Genomic DNA, 23,100 nt, shown 5'->3' on the forward strand with positions numbered 1-23,100 from the left:
AAATAGAATGGCTTTCTCCCGACCCGCCGCTGATAAGAACGAGATCTTTATTGTTTTCTATATCCGATTCAATATATGAAGGGTGTACTTTTACCAGCTGATTTTCAGAATCAAATAGATAATTTGTTACAGTTCCATTAGGATTTTTCTTTATTAAGCATTCATAATAATGACCTTCTTCATCATGACCGGTTTTTATAACTGTAAATTCACTGTATTTTTCTCCTACTTTAACAGTAATAATTTGCCCATATTTGTGCGGTATTACTTTTTGTTCATTTTGTCTATAAAATTTTATTTTTGCCGTATTTTTATCAGCACTTTCTATTTCGATTTTTATTTTATGACTTTCAAAACTCTCTATATTATATTTTGCTTTTAATTCATCATATTGCTTCTTTTCAGCACTTACAAAATGCTTTCCTACTATATTTAATATTTCCGTTACCAGCTTGTTACCCTCATCTACATTTGATATAAGCTCTTTAGCAACAGGTTGATATAACTCTGAAGGAGTATTACGCCCTACATGTATACCAACAATTTTTGATACCACCCTTTTAAATTTATGATCATTCTCTAATGCTGATTAGATCACTTCTAAAAGATCTATTTCATCTGTTTCGCTATATGAACTTAAGACCTTTAGAATACTACTTGCCGGTAAGATTTAAAAAATTTTTCATTGCATTTGGCTGTATTCCTTTCTCAGGTTTTTCAGTATTAAAACTATTACTATTAAAAAATTCATTTACCACTGCTTCATATTTAGTTGCTAAATTTCCATAAAAATTTAAAGATTTAGTAATATCAAAATTCTTAAATAGCTCAGCAGTTTTGCTTATTTCTCTCACTATAGTTGTGACATGATTACTCCTTTTTTAATAATATAACTTTTACTATAATATGCATTTAAAATACATATTATAGTAACTAGACTTATATAGACGTTTTTTTTGTATATTCAAGGTAAAAATAAATAAAATTTTTATGCAGTTAACAAGTTTTACCGACTACGAATTACGTAGCCTTATATATCTTGCTTCAAAACCGGAAAGAATTTGTAGTGTAAAAGAGATATCAGAGTACTATAATATTTCCCTTAATCATTTGATAAAAGTAATTCATAGATTAGTACAATTAGGATATATTAATAGTAGTAAAGGAAAAGGGGGAGGAATTAAGCTAGCATTTAGCCCTTCTTCCATGAAGTTGGGAGATATAATAGAAAAATTAGAACCTAATATGGATATAGTAGAATGTTTCAATAAAAATACTAATAGCTGCAGCATTACAAATTCATGCCAATTTAAACATTTTATTAAAGAAGCAAGTGAAGCATTTATAAAAACATTGAATAATTATACATTAGAAGATGCAATGATTACTAAAACAATTCAAATTAAGGATAAACTATAGAAAAATAACCGTTTTTCTTTTTCCGCATATTAAAAACTCTTGATTCCCCTTAGCTCCTAGTATTGGACTTGCTATTATACCGAATATTTTAAAATTATGCTCTTTCTCAAGCCAATCTTTGATTTTATCGCATACTTTTTGATGTAAGAGAGGATTTTTAATAATCCCTCCCTGCTCTACTTCATGCTTTTCGACCTCAAACTGCGGTTTTATTAAAGCAATAAGCATGCAATCTTCTTTAACTAAATTTAGTGTAGTCGGTAATATAGTAGTTAAACTAATAAAGCTGGCATCGCAAACAATTAAATCAGGCTTCGTTATTATTTGTTTATCGGTTAAATATCGTGCATTAGTCTTCTCAAGCACCTTAATGTGTGGATTGTCGCGTAATTTAGGATGAAGTTCGCCATAACCGACATCTACAGCAAAAATTAATTTTGCTTTACGCTCAAGTAACACTTCCGTAAAACCGCCGGTGCTACTACCGATATCAATACAAACTAAATTTTCGGGATCAATTTTAAAATAATCCAAAGCGGCAATTAATTTTAATGCCCCTCTTGAAACATAACTATGCTTCGGTAGCTTTACCTTAATGTCGGTGTCATTTATATTAACCTGTATCCCAGGCTTAATTAACTGCTCATGCTTATTATGCACTTTACCTTGGATAATCAAGCTTCGTGCTATGGTAATATCTGTTACAAAACCTTTTTGCAGCAAATATTCATCAAGCCTTATTTTAGTCATTACTGTTTAAATTTGAATTTAACTTATGTTATAAGGGCTCATTAGATAGAAAATATACAATAATGCTGCAACTGAAGGGAGCATGGTAATCTAGAAAAATATTCAAACCCTAACCAATATATGTCTTTTCTTACCGGCAGAGAGCTTTATAACATTTTTATCGAGTAAGAAATTAGTGTTAATTATCATATTTTCATCTTCGACTAATCTATCATTTATCTTAGCACCATTCCCTCTTATAAGCTTGCGTGCTTCCGATTTAGAAGTAGCAAGCCCTGCTTCATGAAATAATTCATATGCACTAATACCTGCTTGTAATACTTCCTGCTCTAAAACAACGGTAGGTAAATTCTCATCGATTTGTCCTTCTTCAAATATCTTTACTGCAGTTTCTAGAGCTGATTTTGCTGCCTGCTCCGAGTGACAAAGCTTAGTTAGCTCATAAGCAAGCTGTTTTTTAGCTGCATTAATATCTTCGGCCGCTAAACTCTCAAACCTATTAAGCTCTTCTTGAGTGAACTCGCTATATAATTTGGCAAATCTAATTATGTCGGCATCTTCGCAGTTACGCCAATATTGGTAATAATCATACGGGCTTAACAAATCTTCATTAAGCCATACCGCTCCCGCAGCAGTCTTGCCCATCTTAGCACCGGAACTAGTCGTAAGTAGCGGTGTCGTCATACCGAATACTTCTTTGCCGTTTATTTTACGAATTAAATCCGCTCCCATTACGATATTGCCCCACTGATCACTACCGCCAAGCTGCAAGCTACAATTGTAATGCTTGCTTAAATAGTAAAAATCATAGGCTTGCAATAACATATAGTTAAATTCTAAGAAGCTTAAATGCTGCTCACGCTCAAGCCTTAGTTTTACCGAATCCATAGTCAACATACGGTTTACCGAGAAATAGCTACCGAAATCCCGTAAAAAATCTAGATAATTGAACGAATCTAACCACTCTGCATTATTCAGCATAATAGCATCACTTTTACCGTCACCGAATTTGATAAACTTCGACAAAGATTTTTTAATACCTTCGGCATTTTTAGCTATATCTTCTTTGCTTAAAATTTTGCGTACTTTGTCTTTCCAAGTAGGATCACCGATTTTACTCGTACCGCCACCGATAATTACAATAGGCTTATGCCCGTGCTGCTGAAGCAATCGCAGAATCATTATCTGCATTAAACTACCGATATGGAGTGATGTAGCAGTACAGTCAAAGCCTATATACGCAGCTATTTTTGTTTCTTTCGTTATAGCAGTTAACCGATCCAAATCGGTACATTGATGGAAATATCCTTTATTTATAAATTCTTCTATAAAACGCATATATTATTTCTTATTTTTTAAAAATTCCTTTTTTGCTTTTCTGCTAGGAAATAAAGTGTTAAGGAAAATAGCATCTTTATCACCTTTTATATAAAGTACTGCATATACTTGCGCAATCATTCGCACATATAAAATTTTTGACCTTTATATTTCTCGTGATTATGATGTAATTTAATATCTAATAAATTACCGTCAGCAATCGACTGTATTATTTCTTCAAAGCCTATACCATGCTCATGCAATAACTTAACGTTCTTTTCATGATTATATCTATACTTGATCATAATATTTAGAGTTTAGTAGCGTCTGAATGAATTAACATATTAAGATAGGTCTGATAAGGCAAACCATGCTTAGAAGCTTTAATTTTTATTGCTTCTATGTCATGTTCTGCAATCCTAATAGTAACAGATCTTTTTTTACTAAGATGTGCTTTTGCAAATTTTTGAAGCAAAGCTATTTCACTTCTATCATCAATTTTTTGCTGCTTTTCAAAATTATCTTCAATATCTTGTTCGTAAGAATCTAGTTTGATACTCATAATACAACCATTTTCAATGGTATAAAAAATGTAAGTACTTTGTCAATACTTGATATATTAGATTATCATGCGAATAGTTGTAAATTTATACATTGGATTTTGTGAAAGAAATTTAATTTAATCTATTTTTTAGTTCTCTTTGCATCATAGGAAGTAAAATATAAATCAAAACAGGTAATAAAGCAAATTTAAGCAAAAGTGTAAAATTAAATAATATTGTTGAATTTTTTATTATAGGAAAAGTTTTATAAAAAAAGAATAACAGAATGAAACTAATAATCATACCTATAGTTTTTTGAGCATTATTTAAGATCAAATCAGAATTATATTTAAAACAAATATATACGATACCATCACCCAATAAAGTTCCTATTGGTAATAAAAGCAGTAAGGGAAGAAAACTGTCTTTCCATAAAAAGAAACATATACCTATCACAAAAGCCAATATACAATAATAAGATTTAGCACTATTTTCCCATCTACTTATTTGTGCTTGCATAAAATTACTTCTATAAACTAAAACAATTAACACTCCAAAAATCATACCACCTATAACATCATATATACTATGCACTCTAAGATATAGGCGTGAAAGCATAATATTAATAATCATTGTGATAGATATTATTTTTAACGTTTTTGAATTAAATGATAAAAATATTATCATAAAGAAAACAGTAGCCACCTGTACATCTCCACTAGGGAAACCAAATGATCCATCATTAATAGGTAACATATGTAATGTACTAGGCGGACGAGGAATAGAAAAAGCCTTTTTAATAATAACATTCAATAATGTTACAAATGATATAAGCCAACCTAAATCCAAAAATAATCTCTTTCTTGGATTTAACCAGTAAGCAATCGCAATAATTGTAATGTAAAAATAATCACTAGCGAAAAAGGGAAATATTTTAAACCAGCTAGTTAACATTTCACTTCTAAAATTCAATCTCCATTCAAGATTTATTTTAAATAACATCATTACATATAATATTTTTTAGAATAGTATAGACAAACCACATATGAGATAGACTATCAATGATAGAATATGGTTGTTAGGTATTGTAGTAAAAAATTAATATTCTCTCTTGACATGCGACAGTCTATTAGTGCGTAATGCACTTAAGACAAAAAAAGGAACTATCAATAACGCATTATAATATTCAGTTAGAATATATTAATTGATTATTACTTTTTTAGGTAAAAATTAAATTTAATCAAAATTTTTAAAGGGGAAAAATTATGTTTAGCTATCTATATTAAATACAGTTTCTAATAACATCTCACCTGACAAAGTAGTAAATAATTTGACTACATATGTAGGAGTAAAAGTGTCTGAAGCAACATTTGAGTATTTTGCTAATGCTATAGCTCATTTTGCAAATGCTACAGAAGCTGCTGTAGGTTGTGCAACATCTGCTGCTACAGCAGCCGGTTACGGTTATAAAGTACTTGGTAGTGCTTTTATGGGTGCTTGTGCTTATGAAGTAGTAACCGGTAAAGTAATGACAGGACACGCTTTTGGATGGGCTATGCCTACATTTGTAAAAGCAGCAATATCAACGGCTGCATGGGGATTTTATGCTCATCCTACAGTTGCTATGGGAATTTGTGTTGGAGCAGCTCTTGCATATTCGCCGGAGAACACATTTGAGTTATTAAAAAATACTACTTATACAGGAATAGAAGCAGCAAAATTTGCTTATGAAAATACAGCAGGGATAGTAAACGGAATAGCCGGCTTAGCTCATCTTGTGTATGATAACTTACCAAGCTACAGTGACACTCCTCAAGTGGATCTAGCCGGTAGCATAGAAATTTCATGGGTAGATGCTGTTGCATAAATCTCTAAAATAGCCAATAACTAAAAAAGCTGATTATGTCATTCCTGCAAACCAGGAACGTTGTTGCATAAATCGGCGTCATTCCCGTGGGGCATTGCCTGTGTGGATCGATTTCCTGTTGTCATACCGTGGCTTGACCACGGTATCCATAAATATGATAAAAAAATACTAGTATTTTTAACTGGACCCAGCAGATACAAGCTACGGGGTGACAATGGTGGAATTGATCTACGCAGGCAATGTCTTCCTGCAACAGCGGGAACCCTCAGTGTCTTAAGTTATTTTTTTGGATACCGTGGTCAAGCCACGGTATGACAACAGGAAATCGATCCACACAGGCAATGCCCCACGGGAATGACATAGAATAAAAACTGTCCAGTTACCTTACTGATATCTGTTATATTTTATAATAAAAAAATTTTATTTCGTTGTTTTTAAATACATCTTTTTTATTCCTAAAACCCTTTTTCAAAGAGCTACAGGAAAAATTAATATTACCGGCTTGAGCCGTGTCTGGTCCTTCATTTTTATTTTCTCTATATCCTTACTACTTGGTACTACAACGGCAATATGCCCTGCTCTTTTTGGATTAGCATTTTTATACACGGGGATACAACAAAATATCCTTGATTAGCAAATTTTTGTGCTTGAATAAAACTATCATCACGATTTCCTGCTTTAACAAAATATCATCCGTTCTTTATTCCGTCTGTTTCAAGCCACTCAGCTTGCTTATTTGATAAAGTAGGTATAAATTCTTTATCGCTTTCAGGATGAGGAAGTAGAGACTGATGTGGAAGCACCAAGGCTGCACTAGCAGCATACGCAAAACAACTACAATGAGTCAAACACTTTAACTTAGGAGAATTATATTTTTCTGTTTCTTCTAATAAAGTCTCTCCCGACTTACAATTTATTACATTACCTTTCTACCACTTTTCCTCAACATTTAAAGAGTTAATTACCGCTAAATTTTTTTTAGCACTTTCCGATATATTGTCTGCTTGTGCAGTCATATTAATCCAAAGTAAGTAAATTATGATTAATTTTATTTTATTCATTTTTTTCTCATATCAATTTATGAACCTCTATATACAATATATAATATGATAATTCAACTATTAATTGTAATTTTTATATTTTATTGTTCAGAGAAACATAAGAACACTCTATGTTTCTTGACAAATGCTATGCTTTTATATATGCTTCTTCGTATGTTAGCAACAAGAAATAAGGCTTAGAAATAAGTACTTCAAACTTAGCACCCGTAGCTCAATTGGATAGAGTATATGACTACGGATCATAAGGTTAGGGGTTCGACTCCTCTCGGGTGCACCATTCTTCAATTTCTTTCACTTTTATGAATGAATAAAACGGCGGACACAGCATAAAATCAAGCTTTTCAGGTTTAAGTGTTAGGTTAGCAAAAACTAAAGGTGGTAGAAAAACGATGCGGGCAGCATTATATATGGCAGCTGTTACGTCTGTAAGATATAATTCTGCAGTTAAACCTTTTTATAAAAGACTTGTAGAAAAAGGAAAAGCCAAAAAGTTAGCTCTTATCTTGACTTCTTAAACACAATTACCTATGTAAAGGATAAAGAACTTAAAGGCTTAGTTAAATACCGTAAGCTGGAACAGACTATATATTTTGAGCGAGGTGGATTTAGCTTTACCAAGTGAGATTTAAGCAAGAAAGAAACACATTTATTCCTGGGAAATAAAGATTTTTCTTCTATATAGAGTTATCTCCCAGTTGAGATATTTCTTTTTGACTGATCGTTTAAAGCTTTCCGTTGTACCATACTATTACCTTTAGTGCTTGCTCTTATGTTAACCATTCTTGTTGGAATGGCACTTCCAATATTTAAAGCTTTCTGTAGTATTTTTCTAGGTATGTGGCTAAATCCTATATCATGTTTTTTACTGTTTTCTAAGTTTTTCTCTAAATTAACCAGATGACTAGAGCCGACACTTGCAATTACATTATATCCTTTACCACGAATCTAATTAATTACGCTCGTCATATATTGTTCACTATTCTCATTATAAAGCGGTGTATCTTTTTAGTGTTCTAGATTTTTACCTTCTAAACTGATAATTTTAATTTTATTTTCTTTAGCTATCTTATATAAAAGAGCATCTTGTAATATAGGTGTATTTTCTAGTGCTGCAGGTAGTTTTATAGGAGTATCAGGATTTTTTTCATTATACCTTTCATACCGAGATTTTCGCCATATTGCTTACGTTCAATAGCTATTACCGTATTTTTATTAATAGTACCTGCTTGAATTTCAGCGATTAGTGCTTTAGTGTTATTAGTATGATCAGTTAAATGATTATGTTCTGCTCTAATTTCTACTGAGCCTGTTTTTGCAGCTGCTTTTGTATCAATTGCTTTAAAATCTATATTTGCCGTAATTACCGCTTCCCTATCAAACTTATTCAGTAATTCTTTATTATCATTTACAGCCGCTAAACGCTCGGTTCAATTATATTTTCCATTTACATTTAGCTCTTCTTGTAATAATAAATTAGTAAGGTTTTCTTTTCCGCCGCGAGTAAGATTACTAAATTTCAAGTTTTTGACTAGATCAAAAAGTATGGGCATTACCTCATCAAAGTTGCTTACTTTAAGTTTTTTACTTAACTGCTTCTTAACACTGCTATTAAGTGCCTCATCTTCGCTATCACTTAGCGTTAACTCTTCATTCTCACTGGCACTATGTTTGCGTTTATTTGTATTTATGCTAGAATTTTTACGTGGCGACTCATTATCGGTAGGTAATATGTTCCTATTAAATATTAGTTCTTCCTCACTACTGCTGCTAGATAATAAGTCTTGAGAAGCGCTAGAGCTTTTACTTTGCAATTCCTCAATACTGTTAGGTGTAGAGCTCATTTCATCACTTTCTACATCATCAGTAGCAACAGAGCTTGGAGTATCTTGAGGTGAGCTGCCAAGTGGTTGAAAGCAGGAAGAAGTAGGATTTAGGCTTTTTGAAGGGACTGCCATAATGTTATCATAAAAATTTATAGGTTTACGGATTATACTTAGTGCTTCGTCGCTGTTATTATATTTTTCTAGGTTTTCATTTTTTTGCTTGAGGATTTTATTTTCTGCTTTTAAATCAGCTATCGTTTCATTAGATTCAGGTGGGGGTGTAGTTTGTATATCCTCATCACTACTATTAGGACTTAACTGATGATTAGAGTCTCCTGGAGAATTTATATCCTTATTTTGTGTGTTAAAATATAGATTCAGTGTTTCTTTATCACTATTCCTAGGACTCAAATGAGAAGATAAATTGAGAGGATTTACATGTGAAGTCGGCTGGGATACACTCATTATATATTCTGCTATTATTTCTTCTAGGGAATCGTAATTAACATTCAGAGCATCTGGTAGATTAACAACATCAGATTTATAAGCAACTTTTAAATTTATCTTAATTTCCTCAATATTCTTTTTTTCAATATGTGATGTTAGTTTTATCAGGAGTTACAGTATAACTTACTCCTTCCATAGGCTTAGTCTCTTTTGATTCATCATATGATATACCAAGAACTTTCTCTAATTTTTCTTTTACCGACTTTGCATTGCTTATAGGAGTAGATATTTGATATTTATAGCTATACTCACCTGATTTTTCTTTTATTCCCACAAGGTCCAAATATAATTTAGGCTTATTATATTTAGTAGTCGAGAATATACTATCTAATATTTCACAGTTCTCCATGCCTAATATTGTTTGAAGCATTTTAAGTTCTTCTTTATTGTAGTCAGAGATGTGTTTCGTTAACTGTGATTCTATCTTCTGATCAAGTAACTGATTATATGTACCAATTACATATTTTTTAGGAAATGGATCATTTCTTGCTGCTTGTGCTTCAGTAAAAGGGCACAATCCCCAAGTTTTAAAATTTTCAATAAAATTTTTTCTTTTATTATCATTGATAACATTTTGATATATTATTTGGGCATTTTTTAAAGTATATATACCACAATTAACATCAACGCCCTTATTAGTTAAATGTCCTACTTGTTCTTTTGAGTTATTTACAATGGGTTTTACAGTTTGACCATTAGAATACATTTCTGCCGCTTTCTGAATATCTTTTGGACAATCACCTCCCATAGAAGCTTTATAAAGTAGTACCACTTGACAAAGCTTGTCCAATGTCCTATCCCTCCAGGTATATGATAAATTCCTATTATAGGCTTTTCTTTGGTTAATTTTGGAAATGACTCTTGTATATTTTTTATGTTTTCACTCCTCATTTCATAATCTGGATCATTTTGATCTTGGAAAAAAATTGCTAAATTAGTTTTTGTTTCATCTGTTAATTCCGGAACGATTGTTTTAATATAACGAACCTCATCAAGATATTTAGTATCATTTTTTTTGTTATAAGCATTCTCTTTGTCTTCTGCAGTAATACCGTTAGATTTACTATTTGCTCCTTTTCCTTTATTTAGCTGTTGTTTTTCTGAAATAAGAAGTTGAAGAAATTCTACCGACACATCAGGATGTCTTAACAGCTCCTGGTATAACCCATCTGCTGAAAGATTTTTTATGGTATTTTCTTGTGCATAAACAAGGTCTGCTTTTGTTTTTTCAAAAGCTAAATTTTGACTTTTCAGTTGCTTCACTGCATCGTTTCTTCAGCTTGCAATTTCCTCCAAGTGTAGTAGGTACATTTGGTTGTATTGTAGAAATGATAGGCTGTATTTGTGCTGCAGGAAAGGGAAAGTCATAAACTATAGCAGCAATTATCTTTTGCCTAGGTTCATTTTTTGCTTCAGCTTCACTAGAAGAAGTGTCAGCAGTCAATTTCTTTTGTCTCTGTTTTTTCAAAGGTTCAGTTTCTTTATCTTTGCTATGTTCTTTCTCCGGGTTTATTTTAAGCGGGGTGTCCTTAGTTTTTAATTCCCCTTTTCCTATATATCTTACTATACCGTTAATTGCTATTTTCTTCTCCTGTTCTGATAAAGCGTTATATTTTTCATATGCTGTTTTACCTAGAAAATCCTCTAACCAGTCAGGATTTTTTCTTATAGCATCTATTATAAAGCCCATTCATATCCTACTCCATTTCCTCCGCTAAGTAATATTAAGCAGTATTAAGTGTTTTTGTTTACTCTTATCAGTAAAATGCAAATCTACATTTTTCGTTTCTTTATTTATAATTAAATCACAACTAATACAACAAAATTTAGACAATTCTATGTATATTTCTGCACTTAATTGATTATCACGATCTGGAAGTTGTGCTTTTATATACTGTATTATTCTCATTTCAGCATGAGCTTTATCGCTAAGTGGACCATCTAATACAATTTTATATGGTTGTTTTATAGCTTCAATAATTGAAGGGGCAAATTTTTTACTTGCATCAATAGTATCAGGGTTTAATGCATTTTCATCAAATCTCTTCTAGCTCTAGCTACTGCCTTAACTACTTTTGGACTTGCACTGGTTACATTACAGACTTTTTGTTGAACCTCTTGATTATTATTCGGATATTTTTCTAGCTCTTGCAAAATGCGTGGTAATATATCCTTATGGTCACTATTATTTTTATAATAATATTGCGCAGCATCTAGAAGTAGCGCTTTTCGTTGAGTAGATGGATTTTGTTGTTGTAGAAAATTTTTTTGCTCTTCTGTAGGTAAAGCTGTGTAAGTAGCATAATCTTGTAAATACTTAAAAACTTTTGTGGTATGTGTCTCAATTTGTTCAACTTTATTTGTGTTCACACTAGAATTATGTAATTCGTTAAACGCTACTAAAATTTGTTTGCCATCAAAACATACGGCACTACATTGGCTATTATATTGAATGAACCTACCTAAGGCATCAAAGCGTCTATTTTGTAAAGGAGTATCATTTTCTTTTATAATCTTTGAGTTAAGTCGAATACGGAAAGCATATGCAAAATTCTGCAGATTTGAGTTGTTGTTGTCATTGAATAGCCCGTGGGTAGGATTCTCGTCAGCAAATCCAACATGAAATACCATATAAGGAACAAGTTCTTTTGGAATAATCTTTTCTGTTTTACCTGCTAAAACTGCTAGAACTGCTAATTTTTCAAAACTTTCATCAAGGGCTTCACTATTATTTTTGTGTATTTTCTTATAGTGTTCAGTAAGGATTTTTAAGGCAGATATAGATTCGTTTAATATAATACTTTTTAATAACGCCTCTCTCGATTTTTTATCTCTTAATGATTCCTCTACTGTCTGACTATCTACATATTTAACAAACTCTACTGTTAACCTTTCTTTCTGTGCATTTGTTAGATTTGCCATATAAATATTATTTTATAATTTTAATTATTTTCTCCTAAAGCCTCAACGCTTTTCTCAAATATTGAATTATCAATATCATTACCGTCTACTAAAATCGTCATGTTACCTGGAATACTTTTTAAGCTTTCCGCACCCAAATTGGTTATGTTATTATCTCTTAGATCTAATTCCTTTATATGTTGTAGGTTATCTTTGTGATAAAGAAATACTGTAGCAAGATAGGCGGCTCCTAGATCTCCTAATTTAATGTTCATGAGAGCTAATTTTTTTAGAGAATTGTTTTTTTGTAGCATGTTCGCTATTGCTTTAAAACCTAGATCTCCTATTTCAATATTATTGCTTATTAGTAAAGTTTCTAACGCTTTATTTTCGGTTAATGCAGTAGTAAGTTCTTTTATATTATTATGGGTTAAATTATTGTTATTAAGATTTAGAGTTTTTAACCATGGATTTAATTTTAAAGCAGATGCTATATATTTTATCCCATAAGTTATTTGTTTTAAATCTAAGGTATTAATAGATGTTATGGTTAAAACTTTTGATTACTTCTGCACTTTTTGAGGAGATTCTTGTTTCATTTAATATTAATTCTTTAATATATTGATTAACCATTAAAACATGAAGTAATTTTATGACTCCCTCGTTTCTAAGGTTATTATACCCTAAATTTAACGACATTAATCTTGCACTGCTAATATTATTTGCGATAACGTCTATCCCTTCGGCAGTAATATTAATTTGTCCTATACCTAAGGATTTTAACGGTAGTTTTGAATGAAATAACTCACTAATAATTGCTGCTTCTTTATTTCCTACTTCACTACTACCTAATGCTAAAGAACTTAAATTAGGGTGGTTTTTAATAGCATCTATTAATATTCTTAAATCTTCTATTTTCAGCGAAATAGAATTTAAAGATAAATATTCAAGAGAGGTATTATCTGCTAAAGCATCAATAAGAATTTTTATTTTTTCACTATCTAAAGAAGTAGCATTCAGGTTTAAATATGATATTTGATTTAACTTTACAATTTTGCTTAGATTTTTTATATCATCGTTACTAAGGTTGCTGCCATATAAATCAATTTCTTTTACTACAGTATTTTTCTCTAAAGTTTTAATTACAATTGACAAAAAACTACTATCTTCTTCATAAGGTAGTTCTACACGAACAATTTCAGGATCATTATTCTTAATTTTCTGCAACAATAAATCATTGCGACTGAGGTCAATTTTTTGTCTTTTGGGAAACTCATCTTTCTTAACATCATCTATGCTAGGTCAAACTGTTTGTTCCAAAGGACGTTTTAAATCTTCTCTCTTCTTTAGCCACTTCTCTCATATTAAACTCTTGTTTTAAATTAATAATATTTTTCTAATTCTGTATTTCTATTTTAGAACTATTAATAAATTACTAAATTTTTCATACTTTTTCAACTTATATTTTATTTTTATGAGATTATACTGATAATCTCTTCTAATATATTTAAGTAATGAAGTTAGATATGGTTTGAGAATTGTACGAAATTTTTAATGTTGCAGTGAATGGAAAATATGTTCTAATTGGCAACGTAAATTGATCTTTCATGATAAGACTCCATATTACGCATTAATAAGCCAAACATAACTATAAATGTTTTGCCATTATAATTATAATTAAATCATAATCTGACAACAACAATAATAATTTATTCTGACTTTATACTTTACTAGGAAGCTAAGCTAGATGAGTATTTATTTTTAAAAAAATTATAAGATATTTATATAAGTTAACACATAAATTAAATATTCTCAAATATAATCTAAATAAATAAGTAATATAATTTAATAAACTGTAACTTTTTTAGCCGGTTGCTCCACTTACCAATGATGAAATGCCTTTAATTGGGTAGCGGTACCACCTATGTATAGTACCGGACAATTTTTAAAAAGCCCTCGATGTCATCCCCGTAAAAGCAGGGAATGTAGAGAAAAAGCTTAATAGAAAAAAAGCAAATAACAAAACAGAATGAAGTTGCTTAAATATAAGGTAACCAATAGTTACTAATATATTTAAAGTTAAAAACTTATTTTATTATTGCAATTTTTTAATTTTTGCTTTAATTATAATCAACTATTATTACTAACAATAGACTTATTGCATAACTTGTTTCTAAAGGTAATTTGTACGTCAATCCGATGCTCGAATCCTCACGTACTATAGTGTACGCTACAGTTCTGTGCTTCGTGTTTCCTTCAAATGCCTTTTTATTAACTACGTTATGCAATAAGTCTAATAAAAAATAACTTTTTATGGAAGATATAAACTCTTGGCAAGAAAAGTGTGAAATTTGCGTTTATGCTAAGACACTACTTGATAAACTTGAATATTTAAACACTAAAGCACAAAACCCCGTCGATATAGAGGAAGTTAAAAAAGGCATTTTCTATACTCGTAAATATCACGATCACGGCTCACAAACGCGTCAGTCGGGCGATCCGTATTATTCGCATCCAATCGAAGTGGCGATTATGGTAACAGAGTTTACAACTTATAAAGAAACAAAATTTTTCACAGCTGATATTATTATTACCAGTTTACTACATGATACTATAGAAGATACTAATCTTACTAAAGAGATGATAACTGAAATTTTTAATAAAGATATCGCTCACAATATAGAAGCATTAACAAGAATTAAAATTGATACTAAAATTAGTGCTGCAGATACGATCAACTTTAAAATTATTAAAGAAACGCTTATTTCATTTTTACCTATTGCTATTTATAAGCTATCAGCTAGAAAATAAAATTGTTCATCTTTGTTTAAATGTCTTAAGCGCGTTAGAAAATCATTATGATTTTTATTCTAATAATAATTTCCAGCATTTATCTCTAACTTTTTAAAATGATTTATACCAAAACCATAACCCACGAGAACAGGCAAAATTATAATTAATAGCCCCAGTAAGCAAAATAATTTGTTAGGAAAACAACGCCAAAGGATGCTAAAGCATACATTAAAGCACGTGAAGTTGCAAAAATAACGCTAGTATATAAAAAACGTTTAAAAACAGGAAAGTTCATACAGAAAATAGCAAATGCTGTAAATCCTGTAGGAGCACATACCCCAATAAATGCTTGAAAAATAAATAATTGGTAAGCAGTAGTTATATTATTTAATAAAGTAGGGATAACTAAGGAAAAAAAGCTAAATATAATTAATCTTATTTTAAGGAGTTTTAAAGGATGTATTTTTAAAACTAAATAAGTAAAAACTATAGTGGATATAAGTTCTAATATTCCAACTCCCAAATTTTGCTGTATTACTTGAGAAGCAGTAAAATTAAATTTATCTTTTAAAATACTCCCGCAATAGATATAAATAATACAAAACCATAAAGGTCCTGTACATTCAATTAAAAAATAAGCAATTGTGGTTTTTCTGCTAACCTTTTGTTATAAAGCTGGACTAGATTTTAATATCAATTTTAGCTTTATACTTTTTAATTCTTCTTCTAGCATCGGCAAATTCAGGAGTTTCTCTTAAATTTGTTCTAGCTATAGAACCAATAAAAGCAACAATAGCACCACAAAAAATGCTAAACGCTAGTTTAAACTATAAGAGGTAACTAAGACTACTATTCCTAGAGCAAATTTTGCTCCTAATGTGCCAAAAACTCCGATAATAGATACAGCCATGTATCTTGCAGGTAGCTGTATAGTTTCTGCTAAATATAATTCCGCACCTACTATTTCACCCATAGAAGCTATTCCTTGAATAACTCGACAAGCTGTTACTAACCATACAGCTTTAATTCCTATTGCTTCATATGAGGGCAAAGTAGCCATCATAATTAACAAGATATAGAAATTAAAAAGATAGTAGTAATAATTGTTGTTTTACGTCCTATAGTGTCTCCTATCCAACCAAATATTAAAGCTCCAAAAGGTCTTAATAAATATGTTGAACAAAAAGCAGATGCAGAATAAATAAAAACTACTTTTGGATCAGTCTTTGGAAAAAACAATTCATTGAATACTACTGCCATATGTACATAAAGCATAAGGTCAAAATATTCAAGAAATGTACCAACAGATAATAAACCTATTGCTTCTTTTTGATTACGATTTAAGCTGCTTTGTTCTTTCTCATAGCCGAGCATAATGTCTTTATAAAAAATTAAATTGTAAAGAAACTTATACTGTTTTATATAAAAGTCAATAGGAAATTTCGCTTTATACGATCAATAAAGAAATAAAGTGCAACTTAACCCACTTCATATACTAATGCGTTGATCTTATATGAATATGGTATAACCTCACCGATAGTGGAAAACTAAAACCTATTAAGAACCAAGTTAAATAAAACTTATATCCCAAATATTGTTTGAATAAATAATTAATATATTCAATCAAAGCTACTGAAGCGACAATGATAGCTAAATTAATAAAACGATTTAATTTTGATTGAGGAAAATCAAAACATTTATAAAACAGTCCCCTAGAAATAGTAAAACCGAGTAATCCCCAAAATACAGTCCATACCCAAACAAGACAATTCACGTCAATAATTTTAAGATAAGCTACCATCGGTACGGTTAATAGCCATAAAAACGCTCCAAACATATAAGGGTATTTTTGAATAATCTCTTCTTTGGTTACACTATATATAACAACAATAACCATGATTCCAATTGTTATAGATGCAATAATATCAACCGGATAATGATAGCCCTTATAAATCAGCGAAAATCCCATACCGGTTAAAATCACTACTATTATTATTCTTAATAAGGAATATCTAATATTTGCAAAAAACCAACCGTAAAATACTATGCCGCTGCTCATATGACCGCTAGGGAAAGCAAAACCTTTAATATTTAGAGCAGGATTCAAAGGTATTTCAAATGTATATTTTAACAATATATTTAAAATTGTAGTGAAAAGTAATACACAAATAGCTTGTGCAAATAGTTGCCTCCTAAATATAGTAAATCCGAGTATTATGATAATCTCATAACAATATTCTTGTCCAAATAACAAAAAAATTTTGTTAAATATTGAAAAAAAATATCCTTATTCATTGCTTTACTTAATTTTATTTATATATAATTGAAGTTATCATAAATAATAAGCTATAGATATGAAAAATATTTTTTTCGTATGTTTAATAAGTTTACAACTAATTGCTGCAAGCTTTAACGAAAAAATACCTTTATATTTTAAATTAACTAACGAAAATCTGTTAGCAGGACAAAATGCGTTAAATATTGACCTTTGCGACTCTAGAATTAAAGAATGGTGTACAAAGCCACAAAGAGAACTAGGGCTTAACGGAAAAAAAATAAATGATTACATATCTATTTCACCTGATATTAAAGGAGAATGGCAATTTGGCTGGTGGTATAACATAAATTTTACTCCAGAAAACAATTTTGTAGCTCATCAAACTTATAAGATTACTATCGAAGATTATATATTCCCTAATTTTATCGGTTTAAAAAGTAATAATATAAGTTTCACGACTTTACCGCTACTTCCTATTATTAAAGAAATGAATTATCTACAGAATAATATCGATATTTCCAAAAAATTCGTTCAAACTAAAATAGCTTTTAACTATCCTATCGATCCTAAAACTCTAGAGGAAAGAATAGAGTTTATAAAATCTTCAACTAAAGAAAAATTACCGTTTTCTATCAAATTCAATACCAATAATACGGAAGCTACGATTATTACTAATATACCACCGCTTACAGATAAAGAAGATACAGTTTCCGTAATTATAAAAGACGGTGTTAAACCTCTACATGGCGGAGAAATTTTCACATATAAAAATGTAGAAGATCAAAATAATAAGACGCCAAATAACATAAGATATTCTTATAAAGAAAATGTATTAATTCCAAGTCTATCCTCATATTTAAAAATCACTAATAGTACTGCTACAATTGTTAAAGATGATAAACTAAAACCGGAACAGATAATTATAATTACCACAAATACACCGGTTTCGGGTGAGGAAATAAAAAAACATTTAGAGTTATTTTTATTACCGCAGGATAAGCCGGCTTTCTTAGGAGTTGCAGGCAAAAAAAACTATAAATGGCAAAATCCGAAAGAAATAACCGATGATATTCTTAAATCGAGTGAAAAAATAAATTTTGAGCTTTTATCTTCCGTCCCAAGCATTACTACTATGCATAGTTTTAAAGTAGATACGTTTGCCTCAAGAGCTTTGCTTGTTAAAGTAAATCAAGGTGTTAAAACATCGGATAATTTAACACTCGGCTCAGATTATTTTCAAATCGTACAAATACCGGGTAACCCTAAAGAAGTTAAGCTAATGTCCGACGGTTCTATTCTTTCATTAGCCGGCGAAAGAAAGCTTCCCGTATATTCACTTGGCATAGATAAATTATATTTAGAAATCGATAGGATTAATCAGCAAGAAGTTAATCATTTAATCAGCCAAACAAATAGATATAATATTTTCCAAAATCCGACTTTTATAAATGAATATACCTTTAATGAGTATAATATTTCCGAGGTATTTCAAGAGGAAGTAATAGTTAACTCTCAAAATTTAAATTTACCTCATTATACCGATTTAGATTTCAGTAAATATTTTAATTTAGAAGAAGCAGGTAGCTATTCCAAGGGATTATTTCTAGCAAAAGTTTATGCTAAAGACAATAATAACATTATATCTCAAGATAAAAGATTAATTTTAGTGACCGATCTTGGTTTTATAGTAAAAACCGATAAAACCGGGACGCATCATATCTTTGTTTCTTATATCAGTAACGGTAAACCGGCTGGCGGCGTAAAAGCAGATATTATAGGACTTAACGGTGAGGTGTTAGTAAGCAGCAACACCGATAGTAAAGGACATGCCATTTTATCAAATATAAATGATTTTACAAAAGAAAAAACTCCAGTGGCTTATATATTAACTACTAAGGATGATTTTTCATTTATGCCGTATAGTAGAATTGATAGACAAGTTAATTACTCTCGGTTTGATGTAGCAGGAGCCGTTAGTTCTGATCAAGGGTTAAAAGCTTATTTATTTTCCGATCGTGGCATCTATAGACCAAGCGAACAAGGTCACATAGGTATTATGCTCAAACAAACCGACTGGCAAGGAAAATTTGACGGCTTACCTTTAGAAATACAAGTAACTAACCCTAGAGGAAAAGTAATAGATAAAAGTAAAATAGCTCTAGATGCAGAAGGATTCGGCGAATATTTATTCTCAACGCTTGATGATTCCTTAACCGGCTTATACAATATAAGCTTATATTTAGTAGGAGATAAAGGCAACAATAACTATCTTAATAGCGTGTCTGTCAGGGTTGGTGATTTTCAGCCTGACCGTATGAAAATAAACATAAACTTCAATAACTCACAAGATGAGCTATGGACGAATCCAAAAGATCTTAAAGCAACCGTTAATCTCATAAATCTTTACGGCACTCCTGCAGAAAATAGAAAAGTCAGCGGCTTTATTGATATTAGACCTACTGAGTTTTTCGTACCTAGCCTTAAAGAATATAAATTTTATAGTAGCAAAGGAAATAAAGAGTTTTTTAACGAACGTTTAGGAGATATTACTACCGACTCTAAAGGTACGGCAAACTTTGACCTTAACCTCGAGAAATATTATAACGCTACTTTTAATCTAACATTTTCAGCAGAAGGATTTGAGCCTGATTCAGGAAGAAGCGTAAACGCAAGCAAATCGCTTATAGTTTCACCTCTGCCTTATATTATAGGATTTAGAAGCGATAGCGATCTAAAATATATTAAGAAAAAAACAAGCTCGGCAATAGAATTCATAGCCATATCAAATAAAGCAGAAAAAGTAGCTGCACCTAATTTAACTCTTAACTTAAAAAAGATTAATTATGTAAATAACTTAGTAGCAGATAGTAACGGTAATTATTCTTACAGTTCAGTACCTATTGAGACTAATATATCTTCTGACAAAGTTAATATCACGGAAAACGAAAGTTATATTTATAAAGTGCCTACTAAAGAAGCAGGCGATTACGTTATTTACTTAACCGATAAAGAAGATACAATCTTTGCCCAAGCTGAATTTTCGGTAATAGGTGAAGGAAATGTTACGGCTAATTTAACAGACAAAGCAAACTTAAAAGTTAAACTTGATAAAGATGATTATAAAGCCGGCGATACTATGCTTTTAAATATTATAACTCCTTATACAGGTTATGGGTTAATTACTATCGAGACCGATAAAGTACATAATTTTGAATGGTTTAAAGCTGATGAAAATAATAGCATTCAAGAAATAAAAATCCCTGACAACTTTGAGGGTAAAGGATATGTAAATGTACAATTTATAAGAGACATAGAAGCTACGGAAATCTTTATGTCACCGTTTAGCTATGCAGTAGTACCGTTTACTACGGGCATTTATAAACATAAACAAGATATTGAATTAACACTTCCTGCAAAAATCAAATCGGGAGAAAAGCTAGCAATTCGTTACCGTACTACAAATCCCGGTAAAATAATAATATTTGCTGTTGATGCAGGGATATTATCATTTGCCGGTTATCAGACTCCCGACCCGCTTAATTACTTTATTAACGATAAAGCCTTGGAAATCCGAACATCACAAATCATGGATTTAATATTACCTGAGCGTCCTTTATTAATGAAAGCTTATATGGCGGCTCCTGCCGGAGACGGTTTTATAAATGTCGCTCGAAACCTTAATCCGTTTAAAAGAAAAAGCCAACCTCCCGTAGCATTTTGGTCAGGAATTTTAGAAGCGGATCGTGATGAGAGAGAAGTCACATTTGATATACCAAGCTATTTTAACGGCACTTTAAGAGTTATAGGGGTAGCCTCAAGCCTTGACGCTATAGGAACTTCCAAAGCTGATTTATTAGTCCAATCCGATCTTATTATCAATCCAAATTTACCTTTATTTGTAGCTCCGAATGATGAATTTACAGTACCGGTAACAATATTTAATAACCTAAAAGATTCAGGCAATGCTCAGGTTTTTCTAAATATTGAAACAAGTGAAGGACTTAAAATATTAGATTATCCTAAAGAGATACCGATAGACGAAAATAAGGAAGCTACTATTAATGTTAAATTAAAAGCGACTGATAAACTCGGTTCGGCAGATTTAAAGATTGTGGCTTCTATAAATCACCTAAAGCCGGATATAATATCTATGGCAGTAGTACATAGCTCCGCATTAACTAGTACTACGAGCGTTCGCCCTGCTAGTCCGAGCGTTACAACAGTTGATACAGGCTTTATTACAGACAACAAGGCTAATTTAAAAATCTTACGGGATTTATATCCTGCATTTGCTAAACTGCAAATTTCCGCTTCTAAATCACCGCTAGCTATTATTTCTGGCTTTAAAGATTTCCTAGATAATTATCCTTATGGTTGCACTGAACAATTAATAAGCCAAAATTTTGCCAATATTTTATTATATAATGAACAAGAGCTAGTTCAGATTCTTAAAACTGATCGTAAAAAAATGGATGAATCATTATCAAAAATATTCCAAACTTTATCGGAACGTCAAAATTATGACGGTGGATTTAGATATTGGAACAATTTTAATGACGATTCCGATCCATTTATTTCCGTTTATGCTATGCATTTCTTAAGCGAGGGAGCAACTAGATATTTAGCTGTTCCAAGTGATACATTTAATCAAGGTATTTACTATTTAGAGAATATGGCTAACAGATCAATAAACTCCTTAGATGAAGCAAGAGAAAAGGCATATGCGGTTTATATCCTGACGCAAAACAGCGTTATTACTACAAGCTATATTGCAAATATTTTAAAATATTTAGACGAGTACCATAAAAATACATGGCAAGATGATTTGACTAGCGTTTATTTAGCAGCTAGCTATAAAATGCTGCAAATGAATGAAGAAGCGGAGAAATTATTAGACAGATTTACTCTAAATAAACCTATATCAAAAACAGACTATCAGTATTACAATCCTCTAATAAAATATAGTCAGTATTTATATTTAATTTCTATGCATTTTCCGGAACGGTTAAAAGACTTTGACCCAAAAATTGTACAGGATATCACTCTTTTTGCTAAAGACAACTATAATAGCCTATCCGCAAGCTATGCAATTATGGCAAGTCTTGCCTATGCCGATAAAATAAATAATGTAGATGAGGCTACTATTAAAGTAACCTCTACAAATAAAGAAGTTACTTTAACAGGCGATAAAGTGATGATTGCTGAGCTGTCGGTAGAAAATAAGAATATCGACTTAACATCCTCAAGTAACGGCTTTTTCTATCAGCTTTTAACTTCAGGCTATGATAAGCAATTAACAGAAAATAAAGAGATAGTTAAAGGCATAGAAATAACAAAAAAATATCTCGATGAAAATAATAAAGAGGTTAGCAAAGTAAAATTAGGTGATAATATTACGGTGGAAATCACCATGCGTTCAGGTAGTAATAAAACCTTGAGCAATATGGTGCTACTTGATTTATTACCGGCAGGCTTCGAGCTTTTACCGGATAACAACCACGTAAATATATTAGAACACACGCAGGAAGTAATGATATGGAAACCGATATATATAAATAATCGTGATGATAGAGTTATGATTTTCGGTACTATTTCTGATCAAAAAATGACGTATCAGTATAAAATCAAAGCAGTTAATAAGGGCATATTCTCTACTCCTGCTATTTACAGTGAAGCTATGTACGACCCTCAAACTTACTATCGTGGTGTTATAGGCAATATTATTGTGGAATAGCGTTACCCGCACGGTTTTTATGTCATTCCCGTGAAGCATTGTTGCGTAGACCGGTAAATGCTCTCTATGTTATTCCCGCGAAAGCGGGAATCCAATAAAACCTACAAA

23 protein-coding genes, 1 tRNA gene and 2 pseudogenes are annotated in these 23,100 nt (G+C 31.1%); 7 read left to right on the top strand and 19 right to left on the bottom strand.

The features are described 5' to 3' along the window. Both RGRA_RS0105320 and RGRA_RS13595 read right to left on the bottom strand, forming a co-directional pair. Positions 1 to 556: ferredoxin reductase domain-containing protein (locus RGRA_RS0105320; RefSeq protein WP_029662657.1), on the bottom strand; the 556-nt coding region annotated here is incomplete at its 3' end. A 97-nt stretch (positions 557 to 653) separates the two neighbouring features. Continuing rightward, the gene (locus RGRA_RS13595) at positions 654 to 854 is read right to left on the bottom strand and encodes a hypothetical protein (RefSeq protein WP_236609816.1); all 201 of its coding nucleotides are present in this window, start codon (positions 852 to 854) and stop codon (positions 654 to 656) included. Between the two features lie 136 nt (positions 855 to 990). On the opposite strand from RGRA_RS13595, the gene RGRA_RS0105330 reads away from it, so the two are divergent. After that, positions 991 to 1,419 carry an Rrf2 family transcriptional regulator gene (locus RGRA_RS0105330; protein WP_017442311.1) on the top strand — a complete coding sequence of 143 codons (429 nt, stop codon included), beginning with the start codon at positions 991 to 993 and terminating at the stop codon, positions 1,417 to 1,419. Here the strand turns inward: RGRA_RS0105330 and RGRA_RS0105335 are convergent. From RGRA_RS0105335 to RGRA_RS0105355, 5 genes and pseudogenes are all read right to left on the bottom strand, one after another. Then, positions 1,414 to 2,169, bottom strand: coding sequence for a TlyA family RNA methyltransferase (locus RGRA_RS0105335; RefSeq protein ID WP_017442312.1), 756 nt, complete (start codon positions 2,167 to 2,169; stop codon positions 1,414 to 1,416). The two genes, RGRA_RS0105330 and RGRA_RS0105335, sit on opposite strands and share 6 nt — an antisense overlap. 102 nt (positions 2,170 to 2,271) lie before the next feature. Further along, positions 2,272 to 3,507: a tyrosine--tRNA ligase gene (gene tyrS, locus RGRA_RS0105340; protein WP_017442313.1), complete on the bottom strand. Its 1,236-nt coding sequence runs from the start codon at positions 3,505 to 3,507 to the stop codon at positions 2,272 to 2,274. Between the two features lie 3 nt (positions 3,508 to 3,510). Next, a pseudogene (locus RGRA_RS09110) lies at positions 3,511 to 3,791 on the bottom strand (hypothetical protein). A gap of 5 nt (positions 3,792 to 3,796) precedes the next feature. Further along, positions 3,797 to 4,048, bottom strand: coding sequence for a CopG family antitoxin (locus RGRA_RS0105350; RefSeq protein WP_014365670.1), 252 nt, complete (start codon positions 4,046 to 4,048; stop codon positions 3,797 to 3,799). Between the two features lie 112 nt (positions 4,049 to 4,160). Next, positions 4,161 to 5,033: a phosphatase PAP2 family protein gene (locus tag RGRA_RS0105355; RefSeq protein ID WP_236609817.1), complete on the bottom strand. Its 873-nt coding sequence runs from the start codon at positions 5,031 to 5,033 to the stop codon at positions 4,161 to 4,163. A 550-nt stretch (positions 5,034 to 5,583) separates the two neighbouring features. On the opposite strand from RGRA_RS0105355, the gene RGRA_RS0105360 reads away from it, so the two are divergent. The 3 genes from RGRA_RS0105360 (at position 5,584) to RGRA_RS14655 (ending at position 7,471) form a co-directional block, all read left to right on the top strand. After that, positions 5,584 to 5,895: a hypothetical protein gene (locus tag RGRA_RS0105360; RefSeq protein WP_024547340.1), complete on the top strand. Its 312-nt coding sequence runs from the start codon at positions 5,584 to 5,586 to the stop codon at positions 5,893 to 5,895. A gap of 1,261 nt (positions 5,896 to 7,156) precedes the next feature. Beyond that, positions 7,157 to 7,233 (top strand) — tRNA-Arg (locus RGRA_RS0105380). A gap of 112 nt (positions 7,234 to 7,345) precedes the next feature. Further along, positions 7,346 to 7,471, top strand: coding sequence for a hypothetical protein (locus RGRA_RS14655; protein ID WP_034420663.1), 126 nt, complete (start codon positions 7,346 to 7,348; stop codon positions 7,469 to 7,471). Positions 7,472 to 8,383: 912 nt separating this feature from the next. On the opposite strand, the gene RGRA_RS13605 is transcribed toward RGRA_RS14655, so the two are convergent. From RGRA_RS13605 to RGRA_RS0105415, 6 genes and pseudogenes are all read right to left on the bottom strand, one after another. Continuing rightward, positions 8,384 to 9,244 carry a hypothetical protein gene (locus RGRA_RS13605; protein ID WP_017442319.1) on the bottom strand — a complete coding sequence of 287 codons (861 nt, stop codon included), beginning with the start codon at positions 9,242 to 9,244 and terminating at the stop codon, positions 8,384 to 8,386. Positions 9,245 to 9,368: 124 nt separating this feature from the next. Next, a complete protein-coding gene (locus RGRA_RS0105395; RefSeq protein ID WP_162146310.1) occupies positions 9,369 to 10,034 on the bottom strand; it encodes a hypothetical protein in 666 nt (221 codons plus the stop codon). Further along, positions 9,968 to 10,549 carry a hypothetical protein gene (locus RGRA_RS0105400; protein WP_017442321.1) on the bottom strand — a complete coding sequence of 194 codons (582 nt, stop codon included), beginning with the start codon at positions 10,547 to 10,549 and terminating at the stop codon, positions 9,968 to 9,970. The genes RGRA_RS0105395 and RGRA_RS0105400 overlap by 67 nt, the downstream gene beginning before the upstream one ends. A 112-nt stretch (positions 10,550 to 10,661) precedes the next feature. After that, positions 10,662 to 11,195 (bottom strand): annotated as a pseudogene (locus RGRA_RS09120) (hypothetical protein); the annotation flags it as partial. Positions 11,196 to 11,308: 113 nt separating this feature from the next. Next, positions 11,309 to 12,208: a hypothetical protein gene (locus tag RGRA_RS13610; protein ID WP_017442324.1), complete on the bottom strand. Its 900-nt coding sequence runs from the start codon at positions 12,206 to 12,208 to the stop codon at positions 11,309 to 11,311. Between the two features lie 20 nt (positions 12,209 to 12,228). Further along, the gene (locus RGRA_RS0105415; RefSeq protein ID WP_017442325.1) at positions 12,229 to 12,501 is read right to left on the bottom strand and encodes a hypothetical protein; all 273 of its coding nucleotides are present in this window, start codon (positions 12,499 to 12,501) and stop codon (positions 12,229 to 12,231) included. Between RGRA_RS0105415 and RGRA_RS0105420 the strand changes: the two genes are divergently transcribed. Further along, complete coding sequence (locus RGRA_RS0105420) at positions 12,461 to 12,697, top strand: hypothetical protein (RefSeq protein WP_236609820.1); 237 nt, start codon at positions 12,461 to 12,463, stop codon at positions 12,695 to 12,697. The two genes, RGRA_RS0105415 and RGRA_RS0105420, sit on opposite strands and share 41 nt — an antisense overlap. Before the next feature lie 24 nt (positions 12,698 to 12,721). Here the strand turns inward: RGRA_RS0105420 and RGRA_RS0105425 are convergent, their stop codons facing one another. Further along, positions 12,722 to 13,417 (bottom strand): leucine-rich repeat domain-containing protein, encoded by a 696-nt coding sequence (locus tag RGRA_RS0105425; protein WP_017442326.1) that lies wholly within the window; start codon positions 13,415 to 13,417, stop codon positions 12,722 to 12,724. A gap of 890 nt (positions 13,418 to 14,307) precedes the next feature. Then, complete coding sequence (locus RGRA_RS10750) at positions 14,308 to 14,475, bottom strand: palindromic element RPE1 domain-containing protein (protein ID WP_084520588.1); 168 nt, start codon at positions 14,473 to 14,475, stop codon at positions 14,308 to 14,310. A 25-nt stretch (positions 14,476 to 14,500) separates the two neighbouring features. Between RGRA_RS10750 and RGRA_RS09125 the strand changes: the two genes are divergently transcribed. Continuing rightward, positions 14,501 to 14,998: an HD domain-containing protein gene (locus RGRA_RS09125; RefSeq protein WP_017442327.1), complete on the top strand. Its 498-nt coding sequence runs from the start codon at positions 14,501 to 14,503 to the stop codon at positions 14,996 to 14,998. Between the two features lie 145 nt (positions 14,999 to 15,143). Here the strand turns inward: RGRA_RS09125 and RGRA_RS12600 are convergent, their stop codons facing one another. From RGRA_RS12600 to RGRA_RS0105450, 4 genes are all read right to left on the bottom strand, one after another. Then, complete coding sequence (locus tag RGRA_RS12600) at positions 15,144 to 15,503, bottom strand: hypothetical protein (RefSeq protein WP_017442328.1); 360 nt, start codon at positions 15,501 to 15,503, stop codon at positions 15,144 to 15,146. Between the two features lie 294 nt (positions 15,504 to 15,797). Beyond that, a complete protein-coding gene (locus tag RGRA_RS11905) occupies positions 15,798 to 16,043 on the bottom strand; it encodes a proline/betaine transporter (RefSeq protein WP_236609821.1) in 246 nt (81 codons plus the stop codon). A gap of 2 nt (positions 16,044 to 16,045) precedes the next feature. Then, positions 16,046 to 16,354, bottom strand: coding sequence for an MFS transporter (locus RGRA_RS11910; RefSeq protein WP_017442330.1), 309 nt, complete (start codon positions 16,352 to 16,354; stop codon positions 16,046 to 16,048). 121 nt (positions 16,355 to 16,475) lie between these two features. Next, complete coding sequence (locus RGRA_RS0105450; protein WP_024547344.1) at positions 16,476 to 17,114, bottom strand: phosphatase PAP2 family protein; 639 nt, start codon at positions 17,112 to 17,114, stop codon at positions 16,476 to 16,478. Positions 17,115 to 17,334: 220 nt separating this feature from the next. Here RGRA_RS0105450 and RGRA_RS0105455 point away from each other — a divergent pair, with 220 nt between their 5' ends. After that, complete coding sequence (locus RGRA_RS0105455; RefSeq protein WP_017442331.1) at positions 17,335 to 22,992, top strand: alpha-2-macroglobulin family protein; 5,658 nt, start codon at positions 17,335 to 17,337, stop codon at positions 22,990 to 22,992. Positions 22,993 to 23,100: the final 108 nt, after the last annotated feature.

This window comes from Rickettsia gravesii BWI-1 (assembly GCF_000485845.1).
Classification (GTDB): domain Bacteria; phylum Pseudomonadota; class Alphaproteobacteria; order Rickettsiales; family Rickettsiaceae; genus Rickettsia; species Rickettsia rickettsii.